General features: G+C 69.7%; 22 protein-coding genes. 9 read left to right on the forward strand and 13 right to left on the reverse strand.

Translation table 11 applies throughout. From position 1 onward, the window contains the following. Positions 1-34 precede the first annotated feature (34 nt). Positions 35-439, reverse strand: a complete 405-nt coding sequence (locus HPO96_RS22215) for a DUF3592 domain-containing protein (protein WP_238355381.1) — start codon at positions 437-439, stop codon at positions 35-37. Between the two features lie 131 nt (positions 440-570). Continuing rightward, positions 571-2,421, reverse strand: coding sequence for a DUF5107 domain-containing protein (locus HPO96_RS22220; protein WP_238355424.1), 1,851 nt, complete (start codon positions 2,419-2,421; stop codon positions 571-573). Positions 2,422-2,493: 72 nt separating this feature from the next. On the opposite strand from HPO96_RS22220, the gene HPO96_RS22225 reads away from it, so the two are divergent. Together HPO96_RS22225 and HPO96_RS22230 are read left to right on the forward strand one after the other, a co-directional pair. Further along, on the forward strand, positions 2,494-4,149 hold the full coding sequence (locus HPO96_RS22225; protein ID WP_171675507.1) for an FAD-binding dehydrogenase: 1,656 nt from the start codon (positions 2,494-2,496) through the stop codon (positions 4,147-4,149). A 54-nt stretch (positions 4,150-4,203) separates the two neighbouring features. After that, positions 4,204-5,976, forward strand: a complete 1,773-nt coding sequence (locus tag HPO96_RS22230) for a hypothetical protein (protein WP_171675508.1) — start codon at positions 4,204-4,206, stop codon at positions 5,974-5,976. 1 nt (position 5,977) lies between these two features. Here HPO96_RS22230 and HPO96_RS22235 read toward each other — a convergent pair whose 3' ends face one another. Together HPO96_RS22235 and HPO96_RS22240 are read right to left on the reverse strand one after the other, a co-directional pair. Further along, positions 5,978-6,841: a serine protein kinase RIO gene (locus tag HPO96_RS22235; RefSeq protein WP_171675510.1), complete on the reverse strand. Its 864-nt coding sequence runs from the start codon at positions 6,839-6,841 to the stop codon at positions 5,978-5,980. Positions 6,842-7,019: 178 nt separating this feature from the next. Continuing rightward, entirely contained in the window at positions 7,020-7,679 is a 660-nt protein-coding gene (locus HPO96_RS22240) for an NIPSNAP family protein (RefSeq protein ID WP_171675512.1), read from the reverse strand. A gap of 61 nt (positions 7,680-7,740) precedes the next feature. Here HPO96_RS22240 and HPO96_RS22245 point away from each other — a divergent pair, with 61 nt between their 5' ends. After that, positions 7,741-8,592 (forward strand): hypothetical protein, encoded by an 852-nt coding sequence (locus HPO96_RS22245; protein WP_171675514.1) that lies wholly within the window; start codon positions 7,741-7,743, stop codon positions 8,590-8,592. 18 nt (positions 8,593-8,610) lie between these two features. After that, positions 8,611-9,477, forward strand: a complete 867-nt coding sequence (ku, locus tag HPO96_RS22250) for a non-homologous end joining protein Ku (RefSeq protein WP_171675516.1) — start codon at positions 8,611-8,613, stop codon at positions 9,475-9,477. Between the two features lie 8 nt (positions 9,478-9,485). On the opposite strand, the gene HPO96_RS22255 is transcribed toward ku, so the two are convergent. Next, the gene (locus HPO96_RS22255) at positions 9,486-10,112 is read right to left on the reverse strand and encodes a hypothetical protein (protein WP_337796757.1); all 627 of its coding nucleotides are present in this window, start codon (positions 10,110-10,112) and stop codon (positions 9,486-9,488) included. Between the two features lie 127 nt (positions 10,113-10,239). Further along, on the reverse strand, positions 10,240-11,541 hold the full coding sequence (locus tag HPO96_RS22260; RefSeq protein ID WP_171675518.1) for an MFS transporter: 1,302 nt from the start codon (positions 11,539-11,541) through the stop codon (positions 10,240-10,242). Positions 11,542-11,657: 116 nt separating this feature from the next. Between HPO96_RS22260 and HPO96_RS22265 the strand changes: the two genes are divergently transcribed. Beyond that, positions 11,658-12,131 carry a MarR family winged helix-turn-helix transcriptional regulator gene (locus HPO96_RS22265; protein ID WP_171675520.1) on the forward strand — a complete coding sequence of 158 codons (474 nt, stop codon included), beginning with the start codon at positions 11,658-11,660 and terminating at the stop codon, positions 12,129-12,131. 24 nt (positions 12,132-12,155) lie between these two features. Further along, a complete protein-coding gene (locus tag HPO96_RS22270) occupies positions 12,156-14,258 on the forward strand; it encodes a thiamine pyrophosphate-dependent enzyme (protein ID WP_171675522.1) in 2,103 nt (700 codons plus the stop codon). Here the strand turns inward: HPO96_RS22270 and HPO96_RS22275 are convergent. Then, entirely contained in the window at positions 14,251-14,733 is a 483-nt protein-coding gene (locus HPO96_RS22275) for a DnaJ family domain-containing protein (RefSeq protein WP_171675524.1), read from the reverse strand. The genes HPO96_RS22270 and HPO96_RS22275 overlap by 8 nt on opposite strands. 118 nt (positions 14,734-14,851) lie before the next feature. Between HPO96_RS22275 and HPO96_RS22280 the strand changes: the two genes are divergently transcribed. Continuing rightward, positions 14,852-16,396 carry an aldehyde dehydrogenase family protein gene (locus tag HPO96_RS22280; RefSeq protein ID WP_171675526.1) on the forward strand — a complete coding sequence of 515 codons (1,545 nt, stop codon included), beginning with the start codon at positions 14,852-14,854 and terminating at the stop codon, positions 16,394-16,396. Next, on the forward strand, positions 16,393-17,550 hold the full coding sequence (locus tag HPO96_RS22285; RefSeq protein WP_337796758.1) for an NAD(P)/FAD-dependent oxidoreductase: 1,158 nt from the start codon (positions 16,393-16,395) through the stop codon (positions 17,548-17,550). Before HPO96_RS22280 ends, HPO96_RS22285 begins: the two co-directional genes overlap by 4 nt. Here HPO96_RS22285 and HPO96_RS22290 read toward each other — a convergent pair whose 3' ends face one another. The 3 genes from HPO96_RS22290 to HPO96_RS22300 all read right to left on the reverse strand — a co-directional run bounded on the left by HPO96_RS22290 (position 17,551) and on the right by HPO96_RS22300 (position 20,832). Next, on the reverse strand, positions 17,551-18,180 hold the full coding sequence (locus HPO96_RS22290) for a hypothetical protein (protein ID WP_171675528.1): 630 nt from the start codon (positions 18,178-18,180) through the stop codon (positions 17,551-17,553). 184 nt (positions 18,181-18,364) lie between these two features. Next, positions 18,365-19,819 carry an aromatic amino acid lyase gene (locus HPO96_RS22295; protein WP_171675530.1) on the reverse strand — a complete coding sequence of 485 codons (1,455 nt, stop codon included), beginning with the start codon at positions 19,817-19,819 and terminating at the stop codon, positions 18,365-18,367. After that, on the reverse strand, positions 19,819-20,832 hold the full coding sequence (locus HPO96_RS22300; protein WP_171675532.1) for an ornithine cyclodeaminase family protein: 1,014 nt from the start codon (positions 20,830-20,832) through the stop codon (positions 19,819-19,821). Before HPO96_RS22300 ends, HPO96_RS22295 begins: the two co-directional genes overlap by 1 nt. Positions 20,833-20,897: 65 nt before the next feature. Here HPO96_RS22300 and HPO96_RS22305 point away from each other — a divergent pair, with 65 nt between their 5' ends. After that, a complete protein-coding gene (locus HPO96_RS22305; protein WP_171675534.1) occupies positions 20,898-21,590 on the forward strand; it encodes a YqeB family protein in 693 nt (230 codons plus the stop codon). Here HPO96_RS22305 and HPO96_RS22310 read toward each other — a convergent pair. From HPO96_RS22310 to HPO96_RS22320, 3 genes are read right to left on the reverse strand one after another with little or no spacing between them, the layout of a single operon-like run. After that, complete coding sequence (locus HPO96_RS22310; RefSeq protein WP_171675536.1) at positions 21,587-21,973, reverse strand: pilus assembly protein CpaE; 387 nt, start codon at positions 21,971-21,973, stop codon at positions 21,587-21,589. The genes HPO96_RS22305 and HPO96_RS22310 overlap by 4 nt on opposite strands. A gap of 51 nt (positions 21,974-22,024) precedes the next feature. Then, positions 22,025-22,396, reverse strand: a complete 372-nt coding sequence (locus HPO96_RS22315; RefSeq protein WP_171675538.1) for a hypothetical protein — start codon at positions 22,394-22,396, stop codon at positions 22,025-22,027. A 27-nt stretch (positions 22,397-22,423) separates the two neighbouring features. Further along, the gene (locus HPO96_RS22320; protein WP_171675540.1) at positions 22,424-23,161 is read right to left on the reverse strand and encodes a M15 family metallopeptidase; all 738 of its coding nucleotides are present in this window, start codon (positions 23,159-23,161) and stop codon (positions 22,424-22,426) included. Positions 23,162-23,180: the final 19 nt, after the last annotated feature.

A 23,180-nucleotide genomic window follows, 5' to 3' on the forward strand; every position in this document is an offset into this window, starting at 1 on the left:
CAGGTGAGGGACTCCGAAGACAGCTGGTGGGGATCTACGCCTGTGGCAGCGGATCCCCCGTACGCGGCCCCAGCTGGGGCCAGTGGCTGACGCGCCCGGCGATGCGGCCCTTGCGCGGCGTGCGGACGTCGTACGCGACGATCACCCGATCGTCCTTCGCGTACGTGACCCGGCCGGTGGCCGGGAGTTTGCGGGAGACCTGGAACGGGCCCTCGCCGCGACGGGTGTAGTACTCCACGGTCACCTCGGTGTAGACGGCCTGCGAGCCGTCGTCCAGCCGACCGTGGAACGGGCCGCGGACGCGGAGCACGCGACCTGCGGTCTTCTCTTCATCGGTGGAGTTCGCGCGCCGGCGCGAACCGGCGACCACCTCCGCCACGATGCATGCCGTGACCAGCAGCACCAGGCCGAACCCACCGAGTACGACGATCGTCAACATGGCACTCACCTCCGACGCGTCGCCCGCGGGCGACGGGGTTTGTCGAAACTGGTTGCGCGGCCCTTGCCGCACATCGGTGAGACGCCGGTTCGGCCCGGCCGGTTCCACGTTCGGACAATCTTTTTGTTTTGTCAGCTACCGCCCATCCCGAACTGGTACGCCGGCGGCACCGGCCGGTCCGTCCCGAGCGCCGCCTCCGCCGCCAACCAGTAGTCGGTCAGCGGGTTCGCGCCCTCGCGAACCGTGGCGAGCTGGATCCCCGCTGCCAGCAACTCGTGCGCTGTCTGCGCGTCGCCGTTCGCCAACGCCAGCTGTACCCGCAGCAGCTGAACGCGCGGGTCGTCGCCCTGCAGCAGGTCGGCCGCGCGATCCGGCTCGGTCTCCAGCGCGAGCACGGCCGCCTCGACCCGCAGCTCCACCAACTCGGGCCGCAACGCGACCGCGCGCTCGTACGCAGCCAGATCCTTGGTGACCAGCCCGAGGTTCCGGAGTGCCCAGGGGTTGTCGCCCGACTCCCGCCAGGCGGCGACCGCGCCGCCCTCGTCACCGGCGTAGAACCGCGCGACCCCGCGGTGGTACCAGACCAGCCAGTTCTCCTCGGCCTTCTCCAGTAGCTCGCGCCACGCGACGAGCGTCCCGTCCGGTACGCCGTCCGTGGCCGGCAGTTGGCCGTCGAGCAACGGCAACCACGCGCGTTCGCGGTCGGTCATGGTTTCCGGGGCGAACGGCGTACCGGCGGAGACCGACCAGCCGGTGCGGGCCAGCTCCAGCGCACCCCAGCCCGAGCCTACTGCCAGGCTCTCGGCCGGTTCGGCGTCGATCACTGCGGACCAGGCCGCCTCCCGCTCGGGCAGACCGGCCAGAACATCTTGCAGGGCAACGGTTCCGGCCCGCCGGGCGGTCGGCCAGTCGTCGGAGTGCGCCGCGATCGGGTCGACCGACACCCGCCCGTACGCCTCCATCCATTGCCATGAGGTTGCCCCTGGCAACTTCAGGTGCTCCATCTGGGTGCGCGCGAGCCCGGCCTGGATCTCGGCGTACCCCGGCCCGGTCAGCCCCGGGGACAACCACTCCTGCCAGCGCCGCCCGCCGGGCGCCTCACCCCAGACGAACAGCTTGCGGCCGCGCAGCCGCTCGGTCGACGCCTGGGCCAATCCGTTGCCCTCGGCATCCACCGAGGCGATCCACGGCCGCTCGCCGGGCTCCGGCTCGAAGAAGTAGTCGACCGCTTGGTCGTGCCGCATCGGATAAGTGAGCTCGGCCGGGACGTCGATCAGGTCGAGCCGGGAGCCGTAGCCGTACCGCCAAGCCTGATCGGCCGGGACGAGCACCCGCGTTCCCGCTGACTGCTCGACGGCGATATTCGACCACCAGTACGCCGGGACGTCGTACTCGGCCGGGTTCTGCAAGCGGACGCCGACATAGAGGAACTCGGAGTCCTCGGGCAGCCAGAAGTCGAGTTGGGTGACGAGATTGCGGGTCCGCTCCAGCTCCCAGAGGCGCAGGATCGGCGTCCCGTCCGGGCCTTCGACGCGGGCCGCGTGCATCGGGGCGCAGGTGCCGGTCCAGTGGCCGGTGCTGCCGAGGTTCCACTCGACGCCGCCGGCGAACCAGGCGTTGCGGAGCGCGAGGTTGGCGGCCTGGAAGACCGGGTTGCGGTAGAGCAGCTCCTGCCCGGAGGCCTTGTGCACCAGCGAATACAGCCGGCCGCCCAGGCTCGGCAGGACGACGGCGCGGGCGTGGTCGTTCTCCAGCACAAGCGACGGGAGCACGGTGTCGACGAGTGTGCGGTCGTAGCTGTCCTGGTCGAGACAGGGCAGCGTGCTGCGCAGACCGCCGTACTCGATATTCGCGCGCAGCTCGGCCGGGAGCTCGGCGAGGTTGCGGACCTCGTGCACCTCCTGATGGCTGCGCAGCGGCGGCAGCGGGTTCTCGGCCCCGAGGGCAGCGGCAGGGAGCAGCAGATCTTGCGCGGAAAGCATCGTCACGGCCATTATTCTTGCAATTACGCGCAGCAGAGTCCATGCCCAGCTACCGTCCGGTATACATAGCGCATGGACGCCGATGTAATCGTCGTGGGAGCCGGGCTGGCCGGGCTGGCAGCGACCGCGGAGCTGGCCGACGCGGGTAAGAAGGTGCTGCTCCTGGATCAGGAGCCGGAGGCCTCGCTCGGCGGGCAGGCCTTTTGGTCGTTCGGCGGGCTCATGTTCGTGGACTCCCCCGAACAACGCCGGATGGGGATCAAGGACTCCCGCGATCTCGCCCTGCAGGACTGGCTCGGCTCGGCCGGCTTCGACCGGCTGGACGACGAGGACAAGTGGGCCCGGCAGTGGGCCGAGGCGTACGTCGACTTCGCGGCCGGCGAGAAGCGGCCCTGGCTGCACGCTCAGGGCGTGCGGTTCTTCCCGGTCGTCGGCTGGGCCGAGCGCGGCGGTTACAACGCCGACGGGCACGGCAACTCGGTGCCGCGATTCCACATCACCTGGGGTACCGGGCCGGGCCTGGTCGCGCCCTTCGAGCGCCGGGTGCGCGAGGCCGTCGCCAACGGGCTGGTCGAGTTCCGGTTCCGGCATCGCGTCGACGAGTTGACCGTCACCGGCGGCGTCGTGGACGGCGTCTCCGGTCAGGTGCTGGAGCCGAGCGACGTCGCCCGCGGTCAGGCCAGCTCGCGGGTCGAGGTCAGCGAGTTCCAGCTTCGGGCGCAGGCCGTGATCGTCACCTCCGGCGGGATCGGCGGTAACCACGACCTCGTCCGCGCGCAGTGGCCGAAGCGGATGGGCGAGCCGCCGCGCCGGATGATCAGCGGCGTCCCCGCGCATGTCGACGGCCGGATGCTCGGCATCACCGAGCAGGCCGGCGGCCGGTACGTGAACCGGGACCGGATGTGGCACTACACCGAAGGCATCCAGAACTGGGACCCGATCTGGCCGTCGCACGGCATCCGTATCCTGCCCGGCCCGTCGTCCCTGTGGTTCGACGCGACCGGCAAGCGGCTGCCGGTGCCGCTGTTCCCCGGCTTCGACACCCTCGGCACGCTCGAACACATCATGACGACCGGTTACGACTACACCTGGTTCGTCCTCACCCAGAAGATCATCGAGAAGGAGTTCGCGCTCTCCGGCCAGGAGCAGAACCCGGATCTGACCGGTAAGGACATCAAGGCCGTCCTCGGCCGGGCCCGCGGCGGCGCGACGGCGCCCGTCCGCGCGTTCATGGACAAGGGCGCGGACTTCGTCGTCCGCTCGAACCTGCCCGACCTGGTGCGCGGGATGAACGACCTGACCGGTGACAACCTGATCGACCTCGACGCCCTCGAACGCCAGATTCGCGCCCGCGACCGGGAGATCGCGAACAGCTTCACCAAGGACCTGCAGATCACCGCCCTGCGCGGCGCCCGCAACTACCGCGGCGACAAACTGATTCGGGTCGCTCCGCCGCACGAGATCCTCGACCCCAAGGCCGGCCCGCTGATCGCCGTCCGCCTCAATATCCTCACCCGCAAATCCCTCGGCGGCCTCCAGACCGACCTCGACTCCCGCGTCCTCCGCGCCGACGGCACCCCGCTGCCCGGCGTCTACGCGGCCGGCGAGGTCGCCGGCTTCGGCGGCGGCGGAGTCCACGGCTACCGCTCCCTCGAAGGCACCTTCGTCGGCGGCTGCCTGTTCACCGGCCGCACCGCCGGCCGGGCCGCCGCCAAGGCCGTGGTCTAGCGAGGTTCTCGGGGCTCTGTGACAGGAGGCCGTGCTCGGTGCGTCATCCGGGGTATGAATCGTTCCCGTCATCGCATCCGGGCCGGCCTGCTGGCGCTGGCCCTGCTGACCACGATCCCCCTCCCGGCCGAAGCCGCCGAACCGGTGCCGGCCGACCGCACGATCAACCTCGTCACCGGCGACACGGTCCGGGTCTCGGCCGATCGGAAGACCGTCGTCCCGGAGGCCGGACCAGGCCGAAAGGTCACCTTCAGCATCCATCGCTCCGGCGACCGGGTCTCGGTGATTCCCTCGGACGCGCTCGCGAGGATCGGTCGCGGGCAGCTCGACCCCGAGCTCTTCACCGTCACGCCGGGCGGGCGGAAAGCCGGCCGCCTCCCGACGTCCGGTGAGACCGTCGAGCTGACCATCAACCATCGCGATCGCAACGGATCGGCGACCGGCGACTACCTCGACCTGCTCATCGATCGGGACAGCGGCGCCTTCTACCTCTTGCCGACCGAGCCCGACGGCGTCACCAAGGTCCTCGCCCCCAAGGGCCGCTATCTCCTCGACTCCACCATCGCCGGCGGTACAGCAGGGCTCGGCACGAGCGCCCTCGTGCTCCCGCGCCTGGACCTCACCGGCGACCGCACCGTCAACCTCGACGCCCGCCAGGCGCGAGCAGTCGACGTCGGCCTCACCGACCCGGACGCCGATCAGGTGATGGCGAACGTCTTCTTCGGGCTGACCCGGCCCGGTTCGAGTTGGGTCAGCGGGATCAGTGAGAGCCCTGACAGCGAGCCGGTCTTCACCGCGCAGGTCGGCCAGTCGGTGCCGGAGCTCACCAGTGAAGCCTCTGCACAGTTCGCCCGCCAGAACGCCGATGGCAGCTTCGACGAGACCCCGTTCGTCTACGCGCTCTCGGAGTCCCGGCCCGGCAAGTACTACACCGGCTTCCGCAAGATCTTCACCAGGGCCGAGGTTGCGAAGCTCACGCCGACCTTCGTCGGCGCAGCGGGCGGCACCGCAGCTGTCCTGCCGCTGTCGTTCGTGCCCGGCATCGGTGGTGGGCGAGGCAGGGTCTACCGGTACTCCGGTCTGCCTGCGGCTCCGGTCTTCTACGTCAGCGGCGGAACACCGTGGATGTTCGACGTGTGGGTCGCCGATGGTCCCGATGCGAGTCCGGTGGGCCTGCGCGACCACCCCACGACCTACAAAGCCGGCCAGACCTACACCCAGCGGTGGGGCCGGGCCGTGCTTTCCAGCAGCGCGCTCAACGTCTCCCGGACCGGAAACAACCTCCAGCTCATTCTCCCGTACACGGACGCCGACGGGCACTACGGCTTCGGCGAAGGCACGCTGACAGTGATCCGGGACGACCAGAAGCTCGACGTCCTCCCCTATCCCTTCAAAGACTGGGAGGCCTACCCCGTCCCGGCGGGGCCCGGAAAGTACAAGCTGGAGCTGGTGACTCCCACCATCACGTCCACCTGGAGCTTCGAGTCGACGACCACCGCCGGTACGACGGCGCTGCCGTTGGCCGGCATCCGCTTCCAGCCGGGGGTCGACAACAACAACGTGCTGCGCACCGGTGCGACCCACCAGCTGCCGCTGACGGTCGAGTCACCGACCGGAACCGCAGGTACGCCACGGGTCGAGACCTCGACCGACGGCGGCACGACCTGGCGGGTCGCGCCGATCCGGGCCGGCGGCGACCACCGCTACCTCGCGACGGTCGCCGTACCGGAAGGCGCCGGCGCCGTCGCGCTCAGAGCCCAGGTGATTGATGCTGCTGGCAACAAATTCGAGACGACGGTGACGGACGCCTACCGAGTGGCCCGCTGAGTCAGAACACCATGCCGAGGAGATCGGCGAACAGCTCCTGTTCGTCGATCTCCAGGCCGCGGCTGGTGAACCAGGTGGCCATGTTGTGGCAGTCGCGGAGGAGGAATTCCATACCTTTCGGGTTGCCGACGATGTCGATCACCTGGGGGAGGTCGATCATGACGATGCGATCGGCCTGGGCGAGGACGTTGTAGGGGGAGAGGTCGCCGTGGGCGAGGCCGGCGCGGGCGAGTTCGCGCATGGCGTGGCGGAGTTGCTCGAAGTAGACGGCGAGCAGGTCCTTCGGCGGGCGGACCTGGGCGAGACGGGGCGCGGCGCCGCCCTCGCCGTCGTCGATGAACTCCATCAGGAGTTCGGTGCCGTCGATCTGCACCGGGTAGGGCACCGGGACGCCCGCCTTCCAGAGGCGGTTCAGCGCCTCCCATTCCGCGTAGGCCCAGCCGCCGGCGGCGACGCTGCGACCGTGGGCGGTCTTCTTCGCCATCGCGCGGCTGTCGCGGCTGTTCCGCGTCCGGCGGCCCTCGGTGTACGCCGAGCTGCGGTGGAAGGACCGGTGCTCCTCGGTGCGGTACCGCTTGGCGGCCAGTAATGAGGACCTCGCGGGCGCGTCGCCGATGGCTTCGACGGCGCGCTCGATCAGGAAGACATCAGCTTCCTTACCGGTTTTGAGGACGCCGAGCTCGGTGTCGATCGCGGCCTGTTCCGTCACCACCCACGAAGGGCGGGGATCAGGGCCGCGAGAGCCGCGCTCGACGTCCAGCCAGGTGGACCAGCGCTGGTCGGGACGGAGATTCTCGTCGACCTGCTGGAACTGGAACTCGAAGTTGGAGAGTTGGGATTCGCTACGAAAGACGTCGGAAGACATCGGGAGTGCTCCTGAACTGGGAGGTGAGACTGACGCGGACATGCCGCAGCACAGTGATGGCCATCCGTCAGCCCTCCTTAGGTCCAGGCAGCGCTCGTCGCCGCACAACTCCAGTCAGGATGCCCGCCCGGATTCGGGCGCGCAACGTATTTACCGCAGCCGGTTCACTGCAGCTGATTCACCGCAGCTGGGAGCGGTCCGTCGGCCGCAGCCGCAGGTGCTGGCCGGGCCACTCCCCCAGGGCCGACCACACCGCGTCGTACGTCACCTCATCGGGGAAGCGCGCGAGCCAGGCGAGCACGATGTCGTCGCGCAGCGGGAGCGCCGGGAAGTTGTTCGGGACGACGACGGACTGGAAGACCGCGATCGGGGGTGCGCCGAGCGCGGTCAGCTGGGGTGCCAGGTCGTGCCGGAAGTACTCGACGTAGCCGTCGTCCACACTCGTGCGGGGGTGGACGATGCCGGCGACCAGCGAGGTCGGGCCCGGGGTGCGCGGTGCGTCGGGGCGTGGGTAGCCGGCGCCGAGGTAGACGGGTTCCAGGAGCAGCGCGTTGTCGGAGTCGATCATGGTCGCGTTGGCGGCTTCGGCGTACTGGCGCCAGATCGGGCCGGTGTAGAAACTCTGCAGAGCCGCGGCGCGGGCGTCGAGGGAGCGGAACCCGCGCAGCCAGACGAAGCGGTCGGGGTCGTCGAGGTCGCGGAACTGGCCGGCGACATGCATACCGCAGACCTCTTGACCCTCGACGAAATGTTCGTCGAACAAGTCGATCAGGGTGTCCCGCTGACCACTGTGCAGCGTGTACTGGCGGAGATCGACGACGGTGCAGCATTCATTCACGGATCCGACCCAATCAGCTCAACCTGCCAGATTGTGTCAGGTTTCGGGTAGCGTCGGCGAGGTGGACTTCGAAGAGGCGGCCGACGCGTTGTACGCCGTACCGGCTGCCGACTTCATCGCGAAGCGGAACGAGCTGGCCAAACAGCTGAAGGCTGACGGCGACCAGCTCGGCTCGACCCGGCTGAAGGCGCTGCGCAAGCCGACGGTCGCCGCCTGGGTGGCGAACCTGGTCTCCCGCGAGCTGCCGGACGATCTGGACGACCTGCTCGCGCTCGGCGAGGAGTTCCGCGAGGCGACCACCGACCTGGACGGCGACCGGCTGCGCGAGCTGACGCCGAAACGCCACCAGCTCCTCGACAAACTCGCCAAAGCCGCCACCGGCCTGTCGACCGACGCCGGCCAGAAAGTCAGCCCCGACGTCGCCCAGAAACTCCGCGAAACCCTGGACGCCGCCCTCGTCGACCCGGCCGCCGGCGACGCCGTCCGCGAGGGCCGCCTGAGCAGCGCCCTCCGCCACGTCGGCTTCGGCGTCGTCGACGAGAACGGCGAACCGAGCAACGTCACCCCGATCAGCGACGAACGCCGCGAAGCCGCCCGCGCCCGCCGCAAACCCGCACCGGCCGAACCCGCGGCAGACACCCACCGCGCCGCCGAGGAGCGCGCCCAAGCCGAACGCGAAGCCGCCGCCCGAGCCGAAGCAAAACAAGCCTTCGAAACCGCAGTCGAAGCCGCCCAAGCAGCCGAAGCCCACGTCGAAGACCTCGACCAGCAACTCGACGACGCCCGCGACGCCCTGTCCACCGCCCAGCAACTCGTCCACCAGCTCGGCGCCCAGCTGGACGAGGCGCGGCGCGCCGCCCGTGACGCCCAGAAGGAAAGCCGCGAGGCCCGCAAACGCTACAACCGCCTCTGAACTGGGTACCGGGGTCGCATGGCGCGATCGATCTGGAGCGGGTACATCACCTTCGGGCTGGTTTCGGTACCGGTCGGCTTGTACAGCGCGACCTCCGAGCACGAGCTCGACTTCCACCAGTTCCAGCGTGGCACGTCGGACCGCATCCGCTACAAACGGGTGAACGAACGCACCGGACGCGAAGTCCCCTTCGACAAGATCGTCAAGGGCCACGACCTGGGCAACGGCAAGTACGTCATCGTCGAGCCCAGCGAGCTCGACGACATCGCCCCCGGTAAATCGCGCTCGCTGGAGATCTCCGCCTTCGTCGACCTCGACGAGATCGACCCCATCCACTTCCAGAAGAGCTACTACCTCGGTCCCAAGGACCGTGAGAACGCCTCGTCGTACGCCCTCCTCCGCGACGCCCTCGCGAAGACCAACCGCGCCGGTATCGCCAAGTTCGTCATGCGCGGCAAGGAGTACCTGGCCGCCGTCCGGGCCGACGGCAAGGTCCTCGTCCTCGAAACCATGTACTTCGCCGACGAGATCCGCGACCCGGCCAAGGAACTGAACGACCTCCCGGCGAAATCCAAGGCAGGCAAACAGCTCAAGATGGCCGCCGACCTCATCGAAGCCATGAGCGGCGACTGGAAACCGGCCACCTACAAAGACACCTACACCGACCGGGTCAAGAAACTCGTCGACACCAAACGCAAGGGCAAGGACGTCGTCTTCTCCGAAGAGGAGCCCGAAGCCACCACCTCCACCGACCTGGTCGCCGCCCTCCGTGCCTCCGTCGAAGCGGCCCGCAAAGCCCGCACCACCAAGAAGACCCCAGCCAAGAAGACCGCCGCCAAGAAGTCGGCCCCCAAGAAACGAACGACCAAGAAGAAGGCCGCCTGAGCGCTCGGCTACCTACCCAGGAGGTAGGTGGTGGGGTTGGGTGGGGCGCCGGCGTCCAGCCAGCGGTGGAAGCCTTCGGGGTTGCGGCGTTCGAACTCGTCGAGGCAGATGCGGCGGACTTCGGCGACGGCTTGGCGGTCGCGGAAGTCGGCGCCTTGGGCGAGTTGGCCGGCGGTTTCGATCCAGACTTCGCAGAGTTCGGTGGTGGTGAGGGGGCATTTGAGGCTGGCGATGAGGGCTTCGTCCTCGAGGAGCTGCTCTTCGGTGAGGCGGCGGATGCGGCGCTGACGCCGGGAGGGGCGGGGCGCGCGGTCGGGGACGGCAAGGTCGATCAGGGTGAAGACCACCGCACCGGCCAGGAGGGCGGCGAGGCCGAAGGCGCCCAGGGCGACCAGGCGGACCAGGCCGGGGAGGGCGAGGACGCCGGTGGCGGCGAAGCCGGCGACGACCCAGGGGGTGTACTCCGGGGAGTCCTCGACGACGTACCGGATGACGGCGGCCAGCGGCCAGACGATGCCGAACACGGTGAGTAGCAGCAGGGTCGCGCCCAGTGGACCCAGCAGGAGCACGCCGGACAGGGCGCCGACCGTCGCGGCACCCAGCCCAGCGGCCATCGCCACCCGCTGCACACTCACTGCGCCCACCTCACGTCAATCCCCACCCGCTACTTCGACAACGAACGGCTCGCTTCCACCGTTCCCCGAACAAAGACGTCTGGAACGTGCCGAAAGGTTGTCATCGCGGGCGGGCCGACACCAGAGCTCAGGCCGTGACGGGCTCCTCCGCCGGTGTGTCGAGCGGGTTCGCCAGCTCGTCGGACGGCATCCGGCCGAAGTAGACGACCGCGATCGAGACCAGCGCCGGACCGATCCCGGCGATCAGGAAGACCGCCGTCAGCCCGACCAGCGCACCGGCCGGCCCGGCCAGCGCCATCGAGACCGGCATCAGCAGCAGCGAGACGAAGAAGTCCAGGCTGGCGATCCGGCCGCGCAGGTGGTCCGGGACGCGACGCTGCAGCAGCGTCCCCCAGATCACCATCGCCGCCGATCCGGTGGCCCCGACCAGCGCCGCGCCGGCCATCATCACCCAGAGGTCGCCGGCGAAGCCCATCACGACCATCGGGATCGACCCGAACCCCCACATCAGCGTCATGATCGTCAGGTACCGCCGCGGCAGGCTGCGCGACGAGATCAGCAACGCGCCGACCGCACCGCCGATACCGAACGCCGCCAGCACCAGCCCGAACTCGGACGCCCCGCCACCCAACTGGTCCTTCACCGCGAACGGCAGCAGCACCTCCAGCGGCCCGAGGATCAGCAGCACGAACACCGTGCCGAACAGCAGCGACGCCAGCAACCAGCGCGTCTGCCGGACGTAGCCCCAGCCCTCGCGAATATCGGCGAACATCGCCCGCACCCCGGTCGGCTGCTCACCCTCCTCGGCAACCTCCTCGACGTCGGCCGCAGGCATCCGCATCGCGAGCACACACCCCGCCGAGAAGAAGTACGTGAACGCGGCGACCAGGATCGCGAACCCCGGCGACAGCGCCGCGATCGCCAACCCACCGAGCGCCGGCCCGGTCGCCTGCTGGGCGAGCGGCCGCAGCGTGCCCTCCAGCCCGTTGGCCGCAAGCAACTCCTCAGCGGGGAGCAGCTTCGGCACCAGCGCCGTGTACGCCGGGATCAGGAATGCCTCGCCGGCGCCGATCAGCACCGCCGCCGCTGCCAGCTGCCAGACCTCCAGAAGCTCGCTCAGCGCAAGCCCGGCAACCACCAACAGCACCACACCCCGGACGACGTCCGCCGCGACCATCACGCTGCGCTGCGACAGCCGGTCGGCCGCGATGCCGCCGAACAGCACACAGACCACCAGACCGATGCTGTATGCCGTCGTGACCACCGACAGCTGGACCGGACCGCCACCCAGCTCGATCACCTGCCAGGCCAGCGCGACCAGCCACAGGCCACTGCCCAGCAGCGCCACTGCCAGACCGGTCCACAGCAATCGGTAGTTGCGGTGCCGGAGCGGCCGAACCGCCTTCCAGCCCGTACCTGCCTCGCTCACGACCTGCCTCCGTTCTCGTCCGTCCGAGTCTCGCACCCGGTCCAGACAGGATACGCAGATGAACAGTTCACGCGTCAACGGTTTATTTGTGCACGCCGCGACGTACACTTCCCGGTATGGCGCAGGAGATGACTCCCACACAACTCCAGGCCTGGCGAGCGCTCTACCGCGCGGACACGCTGTTGTTCACGCATATCGAGAACACGCTCCGGGCCAGGCTGAAGATGAGCTACTTCGAGCACGAGGTGCTCCGGATCCTGGACGCCGCCGGCGGCCGGCTCCGGATGGCGCCGCTGGCCGAACAGCTGATGATCTCGCGCAGCGGCGCGACCCGGCTGGTCGGCAAACTCGAGGAGAAGGACGGGTACGTCGCCCGCCGGAACACCCCCGAGGACCGGCGCGCGACCTGGGCCGAGCTGACCGACGACGGCCGGAAGGCGCTGAAAGAGGCTCAACCCGTGGTCGAGGCTGTGGTCGCGACGTTCTTCGCGGATCATGTATCGAATGAGGACCTTCGCGCCGCGAGCCGGATCCTGGACGTGCTGGCCGACGCCAACCCGAACGACGACGGTTTCGACTGCGGCCTCTAGCCCCCGAACCCCGCGGACCTGCCGATGACCTCGGTCGACCAGCGGTTCGCCGACCGCGTCCGCGCCCTCCAACCCGCCCCCTGCGACTACCCGGCCGAGTTGCTGCGCAGCCTGTACGACGCGCAACTCGGCAGTCGGCATGCGGATCTGGCCGCGCGCTGGCTGCAATCCCAGGGCCAGGGCTTCTACACGATCGGCTCCGCGGGCCATGAGGGCAACGCGGCCGTCGCGGCCGCACTCCGGCCGACCGACCCCGCCCTGCTGCACTACCGCTCCGGCGCGTTCTACCTGGCCCGCGCCGAGCAGTGCGGCGCGAAGGACGGCCTGCGCGACATCCTGCTCGGCGTCGCCGCCGCCACCAGCGAGCCGATCGCAGGCGGCCGGCACAAGGTGTTCGGCCGGCACGACCTGGCGATCATCCCGCAGACGTCGACCATCGCGTCCCACCTGCCGCGGGCGATGGGCGTCGCGTTCTCGATGAATCGCGCGGCGAAGCTCGGCGTCCCGTCCCCCTGGCCGGCGGACGCGATCGTCGTGACCAGCTTCGGCGACGCCTCGGCCAACCACTCGACCGCCACCGGCGCGATCAACGCGGCGCTGCACGCGTCGTACCAGGGCCTGCCGATGCCGCTGCTGCTGGTCTGCGAGGACAACGGCCTCGGCATCAGCGTCCGGACGCCGGACGGCTGGATCAAGCAGGCCTACGGCCATCGCCCCGGCCTCCGGTACTTCGATGCCGACGGCACCGATCTGGCCGCGACCCTGGAGATGACGACCGAGGCGGCGACGTTCGTCCGTCGCAACCGGCGTCCGGCGTTCCTCCGGTTGCGGACCGTCCGGCTGCTCGGCCACGCCGGGTCGGACGTCGAGGCGGCGTACCGGAGTCCGGCCGAGATCGCCGCCGAGGAAGAGCTGGATCCCCTGCTCGGGACGGCGAAACGCCTGCTCGGCGCGGGTCTCGGCGTCGACGAGGTGATCGAGCGCTACGAAGAGAAGCGGGCCGAGGCGATGCGAATCGCGGCCGAAGTAGCTGGTCTGCCGCAACTCTCGTCGGCCGAGATCGTCGCGGCGCCACTGCGCTTCCCGGAGCCGGAGGTCGTCGCCGATGCCCTCCCCCAGCTGAGCCGCGCCACAGACCGACTGACACTGAGTCAGTCGATCAACCGCGCGCTGGCCGACGTCCTCGCGGCCTACCCGGAGGCGATGGTGTTCGGGGAGGACGTCGGGCGCAAAGGCGGCGTGTACGGCGTCACCCGCGGGCTGCAGAAGACGTTCGGCCCGGCCCGGGTCTTCGACACCCTGCTCGACGAGCAGTCGATCCTCGGTCTCGCGCTCGGCGCGGGCGTCTCCGGGCTGCTCCCGCTGCCCGAGATCCAGTACCTGGCCTATCTGCACAACGCCGAGGACCAACTGCGCGGCGAGGCGGCGTCACTGAAGTTCTTCTCCCAGGAGCAGTACAAGAACCCGATGGTGTTGCGGATCGCCGGCTACGGCTACCAGAAGGGTTTCGGCGGCCACTTCCACAACGACGACGCGATCGCCGTCCTCCGCGACATCCCCGGCATCGTGATCGCCTCGCCGTCCCGACCGGACGACGCGGCCGCGATGCTGCTCACCTGCGCGGCCGCTGCGCGCGCTTCAGGCACGGTCAGCGTCTTCCTGGAGCCGATCGCGCTCTACCACCGCCGCGATCTGTACGACGAAGCGGACGACGCGTGGGCGACGCCGTACCCGACCGCGCCCGTCCCACTCGGCCGCGGCCGCACGTACGGCGGGGGCACCGAGCTGACCCTGGTGACCTTCGGCAACGGCGTACCGATGAGCCTGCGGGTCGCGGCGCGCGTTCCGGGGGTGCGGGTACTCGATCTGCGCTGGCTGGCGCCGTTGCCGGTGGAGGATTTGTTGCGCGAGGCAACAGCTACCGGGCGGGTGCTGGTCGTCGACGAGACCCGGCGCTCGGGCGGCGTCTCCGAGGGCATCCTGGCCGCGCTGGTCGACCACGGCTTCACCGGCCGGATGGCCCGCGTGACCAGCTACGACTCGTACGTCCCACTCGGCGCGGCCGCGCACCACGTCCTGCTCGACGAGGCGACCATCGAGAAGGCGGCGCGCGAACTGCTCAGCTGAACAACCGCTGCCAGATCGACCGGCGCCGCGGCCGCTCGGCGGCGACGCCGGCCTCGGTGCGCTCGACCGGCGGACCGTCGTGATCCATCCGCCACTGGGCGATCACGGCCGCCTCGTCGACCTTGCCGACCGGGACCACCGGGCCGGTGGTGTCGCGGATCGCGAGCAGGATCCGCCGGTTCAGATCCGTCAGGTACTCGCGCACCTCGGACTCGCGGCGCATCTTCGCCACCGTCTCGGCGACCTTCTGCTTCTCCTTGCGGAGCAGCACCGCGGGCGGCAGCAGCGCTTCGGAGTCCAGATTCTCCCGCTTGATGAAATCCTTCACCCACCAGTCGGGATCATGTTTGTCCGCGAGTTTCAGCGGCTTCCCGGCCCCGGGCAGGTCGTCGAACTCGCCGGCCTGCTCGGCTTCCTTGACCTGGTGGTCGACCCACTCCTGGAACGACACGTTCGGCGGTTTGCGGCTCGTCATCGTCACACCTCGCTGTCTCATCGACAGGTTACTCCGGGCACCCATCCTACGAGCTTGTGAACGCAATCACAAGGACGAATCCCTCTACAGTGGGCTCACCGTCCGAGAGGGGAATGCGATGGCTGTCGAGGTGCTGTCCGTGGTGGCCGGCGAGCGGGTCGCGGAGGTGGTTCGGCGCAGCGAGTCGACCAATCCGGCGCGGCTGGCCGAGGTGGTCGGGACAGTGGGGAGCGCGGCGCCCGAGGTGTTCGTCCGAGCCGCGCAGGCGGCTCGGGACGCGCAGCGGGCCTGGGCTGCGACGCCGGCGCCCCAGCGCGGCCAGGTGATTGCGAACGTCGGCCGGCTGTTCACCGCGAACAAGGAGCGGCTGGCCGCCCTGGTCACCCGGGAGATCGGGAAGCCGATCGCCGAGGCGCGCGGCGAGGTGCAGGAGATCATCGACACCTGCGACTTCTTCATCGGCGAGGGCCGGCGGCTCTACGGGCAGACCGTGCCGTCGGAGATGCCGGACAAGCAGCTGTTCACGTTCCGGCGCCCGATCGGGACGGTCGCGGTGATCTCGGCCGGCAACTTCCCGGTCGCCGTCCCGTCCTGGTACATCGTCCCGGCGCTGCTCTGCGGCAACACGGTCGTCTGGAAGCCCGCGGAGTACTCCTCGGTGGTCTCCGACGCGTTCTACGAGATCTTTGCGCACGGCGGCGTACCGGCCGGCGTCCTCAACGTCGTGTACGCCGACGGCCCGGACACGTTCGCCGGGTTGGAGCAGGCATTGGGGGCCGGGCTGATCGACAAGGTCGGCTTCACCGGCTCCAGCGCGGTCGGGACGCAGATCGGCGAGCTGTGCGGCCGGCATCTGCAGACGCCCTGTCTGGAGCTGGGCGGGAAGAATCCGATGGTGATCAGCGCCCAGGCCGACCTCGACCTGGCCGTCGAAGGCGCGCTCTTCTCCGGTTTCGGCACCGCCGGTCAGCGCTGTACGTCGCTCGGCACGGTGATCGTTCACGAGTCCGTGCACGACGAGTTCGTCGAGCGGTTTGCCGCGGCCGTCGCGGCGGCGCCGATGGGCGACCCGACGCAGGATGTCCTGTTCGGCCCGTTGCTGGACGAGAAGTTCGCGGCCGGCTTCGAGAAGTCGCTGGGCTGGATCGCGGCCCACCACACGGTGCTCGGCGCGACCGGGCGGGTCGGCGCCGACAACCCGCGCCCGGGTTTCGTCGGCGATCCGGCGGCCGGGCTGTTCTACCACCCGGTGATCGTGGACGGCGTCCGCCCGGACGACGAGCTGTTCCGCAACGAGACGTTCGGCCCGATCGTCGGCGTCACGACGTACGCGACCCTCGACGAAGCGATTGCCTTGGGCAACAAGCCTGGATACGGGTTGTCCAGCTCGATCTACACGACCGATCCGAACGAGGCGTTCCGGTTCGCGCAGGGCATCTCGGCCGGCATGGTGAGTGTGAACAACTCGACCTCCGGCGCCGAGGCGCATCTGCCGTTCGGCGGGAACGGCAAATCCGGTAACGGCTCGCGGCAGAGCGGGATCTGGGTGCTCGACCAGTTCACCCGCTGGCAGTCCATGAACTGGGACTACTCCGGAAAGCTGCAGAAGGCGCAGATGGATACCGAGACCGTCGCGGCGGATCTCGACTTCCTGCTGCCGTGACCGCGCTGCCGGAGGCCGCCGAGGTGGTGATCATCGGCGGCGGGGTGATCGGGACGAGTATCGCGTTCCACCTGGCCGAGGCCGGGGTGGAGCGGGTGCTGCTGCTGGAGCGGAACGCGCTCGGCTCCGGCTCGACGTCGAAAGCCGCGGGCGGCGTCCGGGCGAACTTCTCCGACGACCTGAACATCGCGCTCGGCGCCCGCAGTCTGGCGGCATTCGCCGATTTCGCGCGCCGGCCCGGCCAGGAGATCGACCTGCACCGGGTCGGGTACCTGTTCCTGCTCGAGACCGACGACCAGCTGGAGCTGTTCCGGGAGAGCACGATCCGGCAGCGCGCGGTCGGGTTGCCGACCCGGATGGTCCGGGTCGAGGAGGCGCTCGAGCTGGCCCCGATCCTCGCGCCGGAGGGGCTGGCCGGCGCCTGTTTCTCCGCGGCCGACGGGCACTGTACGCCGGAGTCCGTCGTCCTCGGGTACGCGACCGCGGCCCGGCGGCTCGGGGCGACGCTGCTGACCGGGTGCGACGTCCTCGAAGTCGATGCCATTGGCAACCGAATCAGCGCCGTCCGGACCAGCCTGGGCACTGTTCGGACGAGCACGGTGATCTGTGCGGCCGGGGCCTGGTCGACGGCGCTGGCCGCGCCGCTCGGGATCAACCTGCCGGTGACGCCGCTGCGCCGGCAGATCGTGGTCACCGAGCCGATCCCGGGGCTGCCGCCGAACATGCCGATGACGATCGACTTCACCAGCTCGTACTACTTCCATCACGAGGGGCCCGGGCTACTGATCGGGATGTCCGACCCGGACGAGCTACCCGGCTTCCACCTGGACCGCAGCGACGCCTGGCTACCGCGGCTGACCGACGCGATCGAACGCCGGACGCCGTCGCTGCTGGATGTCGGCCTGAGCAGCGGCTGGGCCGGGCTGTACGAAGTGACGCCCGACCACGACGCCCTGATCGGCGAAGCGGGCGGGCTCTCCCGGTTCCTCTACGCGACCGGCTTCTCCGGGCACGGCTTCCTGCAAGGGCCGGCCGTCGGCGAGATCATCCGCGATCTCTACCTAGGACGCCGCCCCTTCGTCGACATCAGCCCGATGGACGCAAGCCGCTTCGGCACCACCGACATCCGCCGAGCCGAACGAAATGTGGTCTGACTACGGGGTTTCTTCCCAGTTGTCGGGGTCGCAGAGCTCTGGGTCCCAGCCGCGGTCGATGCAGTACTGGCGGAGGATCTGCTCACGGGTCGACGGGCGAGGGGACGTCGGTCGCGACGGCTTGACCGTCTTCGTCGTCGTGGTGACCGGGGTCGACGGTTTGACCTCTTGGGTCGGCCGCTCGCTGGTCTTGGTGCGGGTCGGGCGCTTGGTCGGCTCGGCCTTGACGCGCAGCGGGGTGGTAGTCGGCGTCCGGGAGGGTGTCGTCGTCGGCACCTTGGGCGGGGTGACGACCGGCTGCGAGGCGGACGGCGACGGGGTCGAGTTGTCGATCGAATTCGCGGCGCCGGTGTTCTTCGCGTCGCCGCCGAACAGGCCGACCGCGGACAACGACCACACGATCACCCCGAGGACGGCGACCATCGCGCCGGCTCCGGCGTACACGGCCCGGCTGGACGGACCGGCGTACCGGCCGATCGGGCCACGGACCGGGTTGCCTTTGCCGTCGACCCAGAACTGCCAGTCGTCAGGGGCGGCCGGCCAGGACGGATCCGGGCGCCAGGTCTTCGGGGGAACCCAACTTCGGCGGGGCGGCGACGGCCAGGTCGGAGGGACCACGAACCGCTTCAACGACTTCCTCCAAGTCCACCGCACGCGCGCCAGGCTACTGGATACAGCCCGGCGCCTGACACCCTGGTCAGGTCAGCTCTTCGTTAGATCTCCGCCCCCGCACTCTGTGAACGACACAACCCCGCCGCGAGCTACTTGCAACTCGATGGCGGTCAGCGTGTCGGGCTCGCTTTTTCGATCAACCTCACGGCGCGAGCACGGTCTCCAGGAGGCGGGTCAGGTCTTGGCCGAATGGACGATCGGCCTCGATCGGCGGTACGACGTCCGCGGTCGCCTGGAGCAGGCCGGGCGGGAGGGGGCGCTTCGCGAGCAGGTGCGCCTGGTAGACGGCAAGCAGCTCGCACGCGGTCACCTCGCGGGCCAGCCGGATCGCCTCGCCGAGGTTACCGACCGCCTCCCACGAGAAGCTCTGCACATCCTCCTGCCCGTTCGACGTCTCCACGGTCCCGATCCCGGTCGGCAGCGCACACCGCCGTAACCGATGCGTCGTCGCCACCGCCCGCTTGTGCACCGCCACCAACCCAGCCTGCGGCCCCGGCACGAACGCGAGCTGCGCGTTCAGCCCGGTCACGGCCGGATCCAGCAACCGATGCAACCGAGCCGCCGAAACCTCAGCCGCATGCGCCAGCGCGCTCACCAGGTGGTCGCAGTACGCCGTCAGCTCGATCCCGTGGAACCCCGCCGTCCCCACGAACTCGCCGCCCAAGTACGCCGGCGAATCCATCACCCCCGCGAACGCCCGCTCCACCGCGTCGTCCAGATCGCCGATCGCCCGCCGCACATAAGCCCCCACCTGCCCCGCCACCCGAAACGAAACCGCCGCCTGCAGCCCCCGCGGCTCCCCCTCCACCCCCGCCAACTCCCGCAACCGCCCCAACTCCCCCGCCAGTACTTCATCCCCCCGCCCCGCAAGCTCGCTGTACGGCCCCCGATTGGCCCGAACCACCGCAATCGCCCCGGCCGCGACGCACGTGAGGTGATCCGCCAACCGCCGAGCCCGCGAGGCATGAAGAGCAGCCCGCCCAGTTGCCCCAGGAATCCCAGCCAGCAAGGCAATTCCCTCCTTCGGGCCCAGGGCGAAGGAGGCCTCTGGCCGATCGGCCTCCTCGTCGCCTCCGGCGCCGCCGCCCAGGGCGGCGGGGGCGGTTCGTTCGGCGGGCTCGATCCGGGGGCTTGGCCCCTCCTCGGCTCCGGTGACGAGGGGGGTCATGGCGTGGGCCAGGGGGATGATTTCGCCGGCCGAACCGGCTCCTGAGGCTGGGATTTGGGGTAGCTGTCCGCTGTTGATGAAGGCGACCAGGTGGTGGATGAGTTCGACTGAGACGGCGGGGTCGCCGGCGAGGAGGGTGCGGAGGCGGGCCAGGAGGACGGCTCGGGTTTCGGTGGGGTCGAGCCAGGGTGGGCCGCCGACGGCTCGGGCGAGGAGGAGGTTGCGTTGGTGGACGGCTTGTTCGGCGGCGGTGAGGCGGACTTTGCTGAGGGCGCCCATGCCGGTGTTGACACCGTAGACAGGGGCGCCGGCGGCGAGCGTGGCCAGGGCTGCGGTGCGGGTAGCGGCCAACTGGTCGAGGAGGGGCTGGGCGAGCTCGATGGGCTCGGGGCTGGTGGGGTCGACGTCCGCGGGCTTCGTGATCAGCATCAGTGGAACCGGAGCATCGTGCCGAGGTCGGCGGCTTCGGCGCGGCGCAGGATCAGATGCGCGATCGCGACGTCGAGCAAGGACAGGCCGCGATGCCAGAAAAGGTTGCGCTCGGCATCGTTCTCGCGCCCGGGTTTCGCGCCGGCGACGATCTGGCCGAGCTCGGCGTACAGATTCTCCGGCGACAGCCGGCCGGTGTCGACGTGCCGGCGGAGTGCGCCGAACCGCCCGGACTGCGCCTCGCGCCAGTCGTCGACGACCACCTTGTCCATCACGTCGAGCAGGTCGAGCTCGACCGCGCTGACCGTCCCGTACGGAACCACGAAGGCGCCCGGCCGGACGGCGGCCGTCCGCAGCAGCGGCTCCGGCTCCAGCAGCCGCGTCGCCTCGACCAGGACGTCGGCGCCGTCGAACGCCTCCTCGGCCGTCGCACACACCCGCACCGGCGTCGACAACTCCTCCGACAGCTCGGCCGCGAACTTCTCCCGCGACTCCGGCCGCCGCGACGTCACCCGGATCTCGTCCAGCTCGAAGAGATCATCGAGCATCGTCACGTTCCACCAGGCCGTCCCGCGGGCGCCGGCGTGCGCGAGGATCTTGCTGTCCTGCCGCGCCAGGTATCGCGCGCCGACGGTCGTCATCGCGCCCGTCCGCGCGGCGGTGACGAAGGTCGCGTCCAGGACGGCGAGCGGGACGCCGGTCGTCGGGTCGAACAAGGTCGCCATCGCCAGCTCGCTCGGCAACCCGCGCTGGTAGTTCGGCACGAAGTCGCCGACCACCTTGACCCCGCTGATGCCGTGCTCGCCGAGCCCGTCGAGATGCCCGCGGAGGATGTTGAAATGCCCGATCCCGCCGTTGTCCGGCGTCAGGTGCACCCGCGGCTCGAAACTGGTCCGGCCGAGACCGTGCTCGCGGACGGCGTCCTCGACCGCGTCGACGATCTCCGTCCGGGTCAGTCCGAGCGAGTCGATCTCCGGGCCGCTCAGGAATCGCAGCCAGATACCCTCCGTCACCCAAGTCTCCTTCGGTCGTCGTGGTTCGATACTAAAGTTCGCTCCCCGGCCGCTAGTTTTTGAGCATGCAGGCGAAGACCGTGATCGGGCACTCGACCCTCGACAAGCTGATCCTGTTCGGCGGCCTGCCCGTCGCCGGGCTCGTGCTCGGGTTCTTCCTGCCCCGGTTCGCCGACTGGGCGGTCACCAAACCGTGGATGCCGTGGAAACGGATCCTCGAGGTGATCGGGCACGGAGATGCCTGGTGGGTGGTGCTGATCTGCACCGTGGTCGGCGGGCTGGCCGGGCTGCTGCTGGGCGCGATCGCGCTGGACGACACGCTCAAGGTGACGATCACCCACGAGCGGGTGGAGTTCCTGAAGAACGAGCAGACGCTGGTCGTGCCGCGTGAGAAGGTCTCGGTCGCGTTCCTGGACGGTAAGCAGATCGTGCTCCTCGATGCGACCTCGAAGGAGCTGGCGCGGGAGAAACACGACCAGCTCAAGGGCGAGGCCAAGCAGATCCCGCAGGCCTTCCGCGCCCACGGCTACCCGTGGACCGACAGCGATCCGTACGAGAGCCGCTTCCGCCGCTGGGTCGAGGACGAACCCGAGCTGCCGCCGACCGTCAACGCCCTGCTCAAGGCCCGCGCCCGCAGCTTCGACGACGACAAGGGCAAGGCCGACCTCCGCGAGCTCCGCGACGAGGTCATCAAACTCGGTTTCACCGTGAAGGACAGGGACAAGAAGCAGTACTGGCGGCCGACCACTCCGAACTAGTTCTCCAGCAGGTGCAGGACCGCCGTCGCGTACGCCTGCTCGGCGTCCGCGGAGGTATGTGTGCTGTCGGTCAGCTGGACGGCGAATCCCTCAGGGGTGGCCGCCAGCGACTGGAAATGCGCACCCAGCAACGCCCGCAACTGCTCTTCGCGGGGCAGCCAGATGACTTCGCGCTGTTCGATACTGTCGAGCGCCCATTCGGTGGTGCCGTTGAAGCCGATCACCTTGCTGCCCTGATAGTCGTGCACCTCGACGGTCATGTCGCTCACCACGAACACGTCGTCGTCCATCTCCCGGTCCGGCACCACGAACCGGTCCCCGGCCGAGGGCGCCCAGAGCACCCCCGCCTGACGCAGTCGCCCGGCCTGCTCGATCGTGATCACCCCTCCATCTTCACCGCATGACACAAACCACGCAGGAGGGCCGGGCGAGTTTCAGCGGCTGAGCGCCGCCCGGAGCTCGGCCGCGCGGTGGGCGATCCGGTCCCGGACTTCGGTGGTGAGTGGCAGGTCGAGCAGCGCGGTCGCCTGCAGCTGGCTCAAGCCCAGCTCGGCGCGGAGCCGACGGACGGCGGTCTCCCGGTCGGCCGAGGTCGCCAGCAGCGCCGACACCTCGGCACGCCGCTCGAACGCGGCCAGCACGCCGTCGTAGATCTCCAGCTGGGTGTACGCCGATCGGTCCGGCTCGGGCACGACTGCCTCCGTCGTCTTCTCGTTGCTCCGGACCACCTGCCGCCACAGGGCGGGGACGGCGAGCCGGGCGCGCGTGTAGCGCAGGGGCAGCGGCTGTGCGTAGGTCATCGTCATCATCGGCTCCTTGGAGGTGGTTGCGGACTATCGGGATTTCGCCACGCTGTGGGGTTCACGGGGTGGGCAGGCGCGACCAGGCGAGGTGATCGCCTCGAAGTGCCAGGGTTCGTTGTCGTAGCGGCGGCAGATGCCGAAGCGGTAGCCGTTCTTGTCCAGCCAGGCCATCGCCGCGGCCGGCGCGATGTCGACAGCCTTACCGTGCACATGGGCGGAGTCCTCGGGCGGTAGCACCCAGCGCGCGGCCGCCTTCCGCGAGCCGTACTTCTTGACCGCCGCGTCGAAGAGCCGCTGCTGTTTGGCGGCGCTGCGCCGCCCGGAGTTGATCCGGATCGTCACACCGTCGGCGCGCGCGGTCAGGATCGCCTTCTTCAGCCGCGTGCGCAGCTTCGGCGCCAGCCCGGCCAGGCTCTCCTCGTCGTACTCGGCGGTCTTCTTGGGCACCGGCTTCGGCACCGGTTTCGGCTTCCGGGTGACCTTCTTCGGCGCCGGCGAGACGGTCGCCTTCGGCAGCGTCGGCTTCGGCTTCGGGGCCGACGGCGACGACTTGGACCTCAGCGTCGCGCTCGGCGGCCCGGAGACCGGCGGCGCGCTCAGGCCCGAGACGACGGGCTCCTTGTCCGCGGCCGGTTTGAAAAGCTCGCCCAGCTGGGTATGCCAGATCAGGAGGGAGCCGACCAGGGTGACCAGGACGGCGACCGCCGTGACCGACAGCGACCGCTTACGCACCGCGTGCCTCGGCCGCGGCGGCAGGTCGTTGGTCATGGGGTACAGCCTCTCGGAT

Source organism: Kribbella sandramycini (genome assembly GCF_013131805.1).
GTDB lineage: Bacteria > Actinomycetota > Actinomycetes > Propionibacteriales > Kribbellaceae > Kribbella > Kribbella sandramycini.